This is a genomic window from Stieleria maiorica (assembly GCF_008035925.1).
GTDB lineage: Bacteria > Planctomycetota > Planctomycetia > Pirellulales > Pirellulaceae > Stieleria > Stieleria maiorica.
Window position 1 is genome coordinate 5,565,213 of sequence record NZ_CP036264.1, and the last position, 7,808, is coordinate 5,573,020.

At 59.2% G+C, this 7,808-nt stretch carries 4 protein-coding genes; 1 reads left to right on the top strand and 3 read right to left on the bottom strand.

Going from position 1 to position 7,808, the window contains the following annotated elements; all coding sequences use genetic code 11:
* The first annotated feature begins 89 nt into the window (after nucleotides 1-89).
* Complete coding sequence (locus Mal15_RS18955) at nucleotides 90-2,432, top strand: PVC-type heme-binding CxxCH protein (protein ID WP_167546912.1); 2,343 nt, start codon at nucleotides 90-92, stop codon at nucleotides 2,430-2,432.
* 212 nt (nucleotides 2,433-2,644) lie between these two features.
* Here the strand turns inward: Mal15_RS18955 and Mal15_RS18960 are convergent, their stop codons facing one another.
* The 3 genes from Mal15_RS18960 to Mal15_RS18970 form a co-directional block, all read right to left on the bottom strand.
* Nucleotides 2,645-3,532 carry an SPFH domain-containing protein gene (locus Mal15_RS18960; RefSeq protein ID WP_147869209.1) on the bottom strand — a complete coding sequence of 296 codons (888 nt, stop codon included), beginning with the start codon at nucleotides 3,530-3,532 and terminating at the stop codon, nucleotides 2,645-2,647.
* Nucleotides 3,533-3,597: 65 nt separating this feature from the next.
* Nucleotides 3,598-4,620 (bottom strand): SPFH domain-containing protein, encoded by a 1,023-nt coding sequence (locus tag Mal15_RS18965; RefSeq protein ID WP_147869210.1) that lies wholly within the window; start codon nucleotides 4,618-4,620, stop codon nucleotides 3,598-3,600.
* Nucleotides 4,621-5,203: 583 nt separating this feature from the next.
* Nucleotides 5,204-7,729, bottom strand: a complete 2,526-nt coding sequence (locus tag Mal15_RS18970; RefSeq protein WP_233902882.1) for a DEAD/DEAH box helicase — start codon at nucleotides 7,727-7,729, stop codon at nucleotides 5,204-5,206.
* Nucleotides 7,730-7,808: the final 79 nt, after the last annotated feature.

Below are 7,808 nucleotides of genomic sequence, written 5' to 3' on the forward strand. Positions count from 1 at the left end.
ACTTCAACGCCCATCAGCCGTCTGGCGCTAGCTTACGGGCCCGCCACCCACACCACGCTGAACGCCCGGACGCTGGCACGAACCAGCTGATGTCGGTCGAGGATCAGCCGTCTGGCGCCAGCCTACGGGCCCACAGCCCATTATCTCTGGTGTGCCTGGGGCTCGCACTCGCTTTCGGTTTCCCGGCGGTCGCGACGGCACAACAACGGTTGCCCAAACAACAACACCGCACCAGCGACGCACCGTTTCTGACGCCCGCTGAAGCCGTCAAGACGATGTCGATCCCGGACGGCTTTGAGGTTTCGGTCTTCGCCGCCGAGCCGGACCTGGCCGAACCGATCGCGTTCTGCTTCGACGACCGCGGCCGAATGTGGGTGGTCGAAAACTTGAACTACCGCACCCGTCGCGAACACACCGATGACAAGGTCAGCCGGATTCAAATTCTGGAGGACACCGACAGCGACGGCGTGTTCGACAAAAAGACGACCTTTGCCGACGATTTGACCTTCACCTCGGGGATCGCCGTCGGCTTCGGAGGCGTCTATGTCGGATCGCCGCCGAACTTCAGTTTCATCCCCGATGCGGATGGTGACGACCGCCCCGACGGTCCGCCGCAAGTGCTTCTGGACGGCTGGGGAATCAACGATCGTCACGAAACGCTGAACAGTTTCATCTGGGGCCCCGACGGATGGCTGTATGGATGCCACGGGGTGTTCACGCAATCACGAGTCGGCAAACCCGGCGAAGACGACGCGCGGCGACAGTTCATTGACGGCGGGATCTGGCGGTTCCATCCGGTGACGAAGAAGTACGAGGTGTTCGCGAGGGGACTTTCGAACCCGTGGGGTTTTGATTTTGACAATCACGGCCAAGGCTTCGCCACCTGCTGCGTCATCCCGCACCTGTTTCACGTCGTCCAAGGCGGTGTGTACACCAAGCAAAGCCGCCCGCATATCAATCCGCACATCTACGACGACATCACAACGATCCGCGACCACACGCACTTGTCCGCCCACGGCGGCGCGCGGTTCTATCTGGCCGACGCGTTTCCGCAGCAGTATCACGACCGGTTGTTCATGTGCAACATCCACGAGCACTGTGTGCTGACCGACGTGATGGTTCCCAACGGTTCCAGCTTCATCGGCAAACACGGGGACGACTTCCTGCCGACGAACGATTTGGCCTGGGTCGGGTTCAGCGTGGAAATCGGCCCTGAAGGCGGTGTCTATCTCCTGGATTGGCACGACACCGACATCTGCGGCAACGCGATCAATTTTCCCCAAAGCGGTCGGATCTATCGGATCATGCCCGAAGGCAGCCAGCCGATCGCGCGGCCCAACCTGCGTTCGCTGTCCGACAGCGAATTGATCGCGATGCAGTGGCACACCAATGACTGGTACGTCCGCCAGGCGCGTGTGCTGTTGCACGCACGCGCAGCTGACCGAACACTCGATCCATCCGCGACCAAGACTCAGCTGAAGCAGATGTTTCGCACCGCCGGCTCATCCCCGAGACGATTGCGCGCCTTATGGGCAGCCCACGTCACAGGGGTGATCACATCGCAGGAACTGACGGACTTACTGGACCATGACGACCACTACGTACGAGCCTGGGCGATCCAGTTGTTGAGCGAGAAGACGACGGTGGACGCCTTCTTTTTGGCCGATATCGAATCGTCAGAATCCGGATTAACCCCGACGGTCCTGAACAAGTTTTCCGCGATGGCCAAACACGACGACTCGCCCGTCGTCCGGTTGTACTTGGCCTCGGCGGTCCAGCGACTTCCCTTTGCCGATCGCTGGCCGATTTTGGAGCAGTTGGCGATGCACGCCGACGATGTCCATGACAACAACTTGGCCCGGATGTACTGGTTCGCTTTGGAACCGATGGTGCCGGAATTCCCCGAGCGATCGCTGGCTTTGGCCGTCAAAGGCAAACTGTCGAACCTGCAAGAATTCGTGGCCCGACGGTTGGCGACGGGAGACATTGCCGAAGATTCCGATCCCAACTGGCGGCGTGTGGTGGCGCAGGTCGCGCCCGGGTTTGGCGTCCGTGACGTCGGCGAGGGAGGCATCGTGCACCACAAGGTGTTCCGAAACCGATCGGCCGTGCAGACGCATCCCAAGGACCGCCACCAGCCGTGCCGAATGTTCCGTGATGTCAAGGTCCCCGCCGGCAAGGCGACCGAATTGCAGCTGCGTGTCAGCCATCACCCCCACGGTGACTGGCAATTGCGAGTGCTGGTCGGAAAAGACGTCCTCGCCGATCAAACGGTCAGCTCCAGCACCGTTGCAAACGATGAATGGTTGGACGTCACTGTCGACCTGTCAAAGTACGCCGGCCAGCAGATTCGCTTGACGCTAGAAAACCGAGCCAACGATTGGCACAACGAATGGGCCTATTGGAACGAAGTCAAGTTGGTCGTCCACTAGCAGATCGATCTGCTCGACGTAGCTACCGTCGCCAGACGGTGGGCGATCACGCAATGGGACCAATAGGACACATACGACGTATAGGTCCCATGCGTCCTATCGGTCCCATTCCCCACCAGTACTCCCTGACCCGACGGTCACAACCGCAGTTCCCCCATCATTCTGCCTCCCCATCGTTTTGCCCCCATCGTCTTGCCCCCATCATCACGCCCCTACGACTCCCGCCCGGCTCCTTCGCCGACCTGGATCAGCACGTTGCTCGAATCGGGCAGCAAGTCGACTTCGGCGTTGGATTCGATCAGCGTGTCGACTTCCATCACCGACAACACGGTGTTCAAGATTTCCGGGTCGGCAGCCGCGATCTCATTGAGTGCCTTGCCGACGATCTTGGGACGCGATGCGGAGGCCTCGGCCATCTTTTGTGAAACGCGGTAGGCCGTTTCACTTTTGATCAAACCGACGCGGTTCTCTCCGTCCTGCTTCATCGCACTGGTCACCTGCACCAAGCGTTTGACGACTTTTTCGGTGATGTTGTCGACCATCAACCGATCAGTAAACGCGACCTTTCGGATGTAGACCGATCCGAGAGTGTAGCCCCACTTCTCGGACAGCGGCGAGACGGTTTTGCGAACCGTTCGGCTGAGCGAGTGACGGTCTTCGAGCATCTTTTCCATCTCCAGATTGCTCAGCGTGGAAATCGTCGAACTGGTCACGTTGGCTTGCAGCGAACCGTCCGGGTTGGCGTTGGTGAACAGGTACGAAACCGGATCGGTCACCCGCATTTCGTACCAGATCCCCACGCCCATCGGCGTGCCCTCTTCCGAGTTGACCATTTGGCTCCGCAAATAATGCTGCCGAAGCGAGGTGTCAACAACATACGACTTTCCAAAGAACGGCACCAGCAACGCCCGTGGGCCGAATTTGAACACCGGGATTTGCAGCCCCGGTTGATCCAGCGTCCCGATCACCTTGCCGAACAGGGTGAAGACATGTGCCTTGCACTCGCCGACGCAGGCGTAGAGTCCAAAAAAGCGTGCGAATCCGAGCAGAATCGGAATCAACATCAAACCGAAAATAAATCCACCGCCGAACCATGCCATCGTATCACCTTCTTCGTTTTCGTTGTCTTTGTTCAGTTTTGATTGTCACTCGTTACCGGCGTGTCTCAACCGGCCGCGTCGGTCTTGGTGGTCTGGATCACGCGACGAGCAACGTTATAGAGTGGGATCCGGGCGTTCCGCAGATAGGCCTGCAAGCATGACGAACCGCCTTCCTTTTTGATCTCGGTCAGCGTTTGGGCCAGTTCGCGCAGCGGTGCGACCTCTGCCTGGGCGTTGTTGGTCGCGATTTCGACGGCGCGGGCACTCATCGTGATTTGTTGCTCGCTATCGGCCCGTGCCGTGCTCAGGTCCGCGGCGACTTGGTTGCGGGTGCTATTGATCGCCGACAGGGCTCGGTCGACTTCGGCGGGTGGGTCGATCTCGGTGATCAAGGCTGCGTCCAGTTCGATGCCGTAGCGACCGGTCGTCGAACGGCACTGCTCTTCCATGTACTGGTTCAACAGCGGCAAGTTCTTTCGCAAGTCGTTGATCGAAACGCCTTCGCTTAAATCGATGGACGACTCCTCTTGGTCGCCGTCGGCTTCGTCGACTTCCGCATCGACCAACAGCGTTTGCCCTTTCGGGTCGACAAAATTGGCGACGCGTTCGCGAAGCACGCTGACAAAGTAGCCCATCACGTGCTCGAGCGGACTGGCAACGCCGAACAGATAGGGGTACAGGTTGCTCTCGCTGATCCGATAACGAAGCTGGCCGTTGATCCCGGTCGTCAAGTTGTCTTTGGTGACCGCTTCGATCGTGTCTTGGGCTTTGGAAGGGTCCCACGACAGGTCGACCGCCTGGGTCGCGACGGAAACCTTGTGGACGTCTTGCCAAGGCATTTTGAAGTACGGTCCGCCGGGGCCGACGACGCGCACCTGAGGGTATTCATACCGCTGGTGTTCCTCGTCGCTCAATCCGTCAGAATCCGCGTCACCGTCGGCGACCTGCATCCCTTCGAGTCGCTGCGCTTTTCCGAAACTCGTCACGATCGCCCGCTGGTCGGGGCTGACCGTGTAGAAACCGCCGACAATACAGCGGAAAAAGCTGTAGATGATGATGCCCATCATCAGTCCGAGAAAGAATGTCATGGCCGTGCTTGGTGTGTTTGGGCGAGTAGTGGGGGACCGAATCTAGAATCCAAGAATACCCCATGGTTAGGTCCTCGCGGGCGGTTCATCCCCGCATCACCCCAATTGGGCCCCAAACCCGATCATCCAGGGCGAAGCATTTCAATCGATTCGCCAGTTTCTCTTCGCATCAACCGGGTAGACTGGCTGGGCGGAGAGGTAGGAAGATTTTGGAGGTAAGAAGATTGTGAAAGGCGAGGGGAGAACGCACACCGTCATTTTCTTACCCCCGAAATCTTCTTACCAAGCTCCGCCAGTCGATCTCCGAGGAAGAAGGACGATTGGCGACCGCCCAACGGGATGTCCCGCGTTGGCGTCCACTCACTCGCCGGTGTGCGGAGAACAGCAGAACCACCTTCTGGCGAAGGTAGCTACGTTATCCAACGCGCCTCCCCCATCGTTTTGCCCCCATCGTTTTGCCCCCATCGTTTTGCCCCCATCGTTTTGCCCCCATCGTTTCGCCCCCATCGTTTCGCCCCCATCGTTTTGCCCCCATCATTCTGCCCCGTATTATTCTGCCATCCTTCTCCGCATCTCCGCCTCTTCAATTCTGACGTCGTCCGCTGCTGATCAGGGTGTCTTCCAGGTTTTCGTTGTGAGACAGAACTTCTTCGGTCGTCTGTGGATCGGCATTGCGGCAGCTTTCGGTCAGGATGTCGGCCAGATCGTCGAGCGTGTCCTCCCAGGTTTCGACCGTCGTGTTCTCCGGCGGGACGTTGGCCATTTCGTCAAGAAACAGGATCATCCGCAGGCAATGACGCAGTAAGATGCCTTCTTCCTTTTGCAACTTTTTGGTGGTGACATACTTGTTGAAGTCCCCGTCATAGTTGAGCAACTCGCCGACGATCCAGACCGGCCGGACACGCACGCCCTGCACGGTCGGATAATCGTTTTGGAACAAGCGATGAATCTTCTCGCCGATCGTCAGCGGCCAGACGCGAGGTTCTTCGAACATCACGCGACCGAAGCCTCGATCCTTGACTTCCTCGTCATCTTCTCCACCTTGGGCGCCGAGCTCTTCCGGGGTCGCCAACCCCAGTTTCAATAGCTGCGGGTCCAACCGTGTCGTCGCCAACGTTCCCGGTGGCATGTCTTCGATCCGCGGCATGCGGGTGAATCGTGCCACCGTTCCGGGCACTTCCAACACACTTTCGAATGCGGCGATCCGTTCCTCGGGATCCGCGGTCGCCAACAAGTCGGCCATGTAGACACCGAACAGCGGGTTGATGCTGCGCAGATGCACCAGACGCTCCAACCGCGGTGTGGGCGTGGCGGTCAGCGGGCGATAGGCGTCCAAGTCGTACTGTTTGATCCGCGGCTGGTCCTCTTCATCGGACTCCGGTTGCTCGACCGCGTCGGGCTGCGCCGCCGGTTCATCCTCACGCATCTGATCAAGGATCTCGCCGAACAGTCCACCGGTCGCGGGCGGCGGTTCGGCTTGGCTTGCTTCGGTCTTTTTCCCCGAATCCGTTTTTGTTTTTCCAGGATCGGCCGCCGGCGTCGGTTTAGGATCCAGCGACAGATAGTTCGCCTGCCACATGGTGATCAACATGCGGTTCAGCTCGCGCTGCCCCTCTTCGATCTTCTTTGGCGTCAGCAATCGCTTGGAAACCAGTTCCCGCAGTGGAGCGACGCTGGCGTCTTTCCCCAGCATGTAGGCGAGCAATCTCCAGGGGAGTTGTCCGCGGCTGGAAAGGTCCGCCGAAGCGGCTTCTTGCAACTGAAGGAATTGCTGCTCGGTCCAGTACGTTTCGCCGGAACGCCGCTTAGGCATCTTCTTCTTGAGCTGTTTCTTGGCCTTCAGCAGTCCCGGATCCTTGGTGTCCTCGGGGATCGAATCGTACTTTTCACGCCATTTGTTCAGTTTGACGTCGTCTTCGTGGGCGAGCGCGTAGACAAAGCCACGGTCGTCGTACTGCGGTCGCCCGGCACGGCCGAAGATCTGTTGTGCCGACGCCGTGTCGACCAGCTTGCGTTTGTCTTTGGGCCCCTTCAACAAGCTCGGAAGCACGACGCTTCGCGCCGGCAAATTGATTCCCGCGGCCAACGTTTCGGTACAGACACACATCGCCAACAGTTTGCGTTGGAACAGTTCTTCGACCATGCGGCGATAGCGGGGCATGACACCGGCATGGTGTACGCCGACGCCGCGCATCAGAATCTGTTTCAGTTTCGGTCCGGCTCCGGCGGCCATGTCGGCCGCGTTCAGGTAGTCGGCTAATTCGGCTTGCCGATCCTTGTCGATCAGACTTTTCCCCTTGAGCATCTCCGCAACCGTCCAGCACTGCGATCGAGAAAAGCAAAACACCAGCGAGGGGGTGCGGCGGAGTTCATCGTCACCGGCTGCGATTTTCTCGGCAAAGTCATTCAAGATCTCATCGCCGATCCACTCGTATTGCAGCGGCACCTTGCGTTCATCGCCGCTGACCAGTTGCAGCCGACGGTTGTGGGCACGTGAAAGCCAGGAGGTGAATTCCAGCGAGTTGCCGACGGTCGCGCTCAGCAACATCGTGCGGATGTGGGGCGGCAGCAAGGCCAACGTCAATTCCCAAACGATGCCGCGTTCGGGATCGTTGAAGGAATGGAACTCGTCCATGACGACCGAGGTGACGTCGGAAAAGTCGAAGGCTTCGGGGTTGAGCAGTCGGTTCAGCAGGATTTCGGCGACGACGACCAGCACGGGGGCGTCGCCGTTGACACGTCGGTTGCCCGTGACCAGTCCGACGCTATCGGCCGGAAAACCCCAGCGGACCGCGCTTTCGCGCAATTCGTCTAGTTTTTGATCGGTCAGGGCGATCAGCGGGGTGGTGTAGTACATCCGCCGCCCGGTCCGCAGAGCTTCGTAGACCGCGGCTTCGGCGATCATCGTTTTGCCAGTTCCGGTCGGCGCGCAGATCAACACGCCCTGGTCCCCGAGCCCCGGGTCGCCGGCAAAGTAGGCCAGCATCGCTTCCTCTTGGACCGGATAGGGGTCGTAGGGAAGCAACGAAAAATACTCGGTGGCTAGCGAATCTCGATCCAGGTCGGGATCAACGGCGGTGTGTTTGGCGGCGGTTTCTTGGTGATTCATGCCCATGTTGTAGCATGACCGGGGTGGGCACTGACACGGGGATGCGGCGCCAAAGCGTAAGCTGCCCAGACGTCTTGTA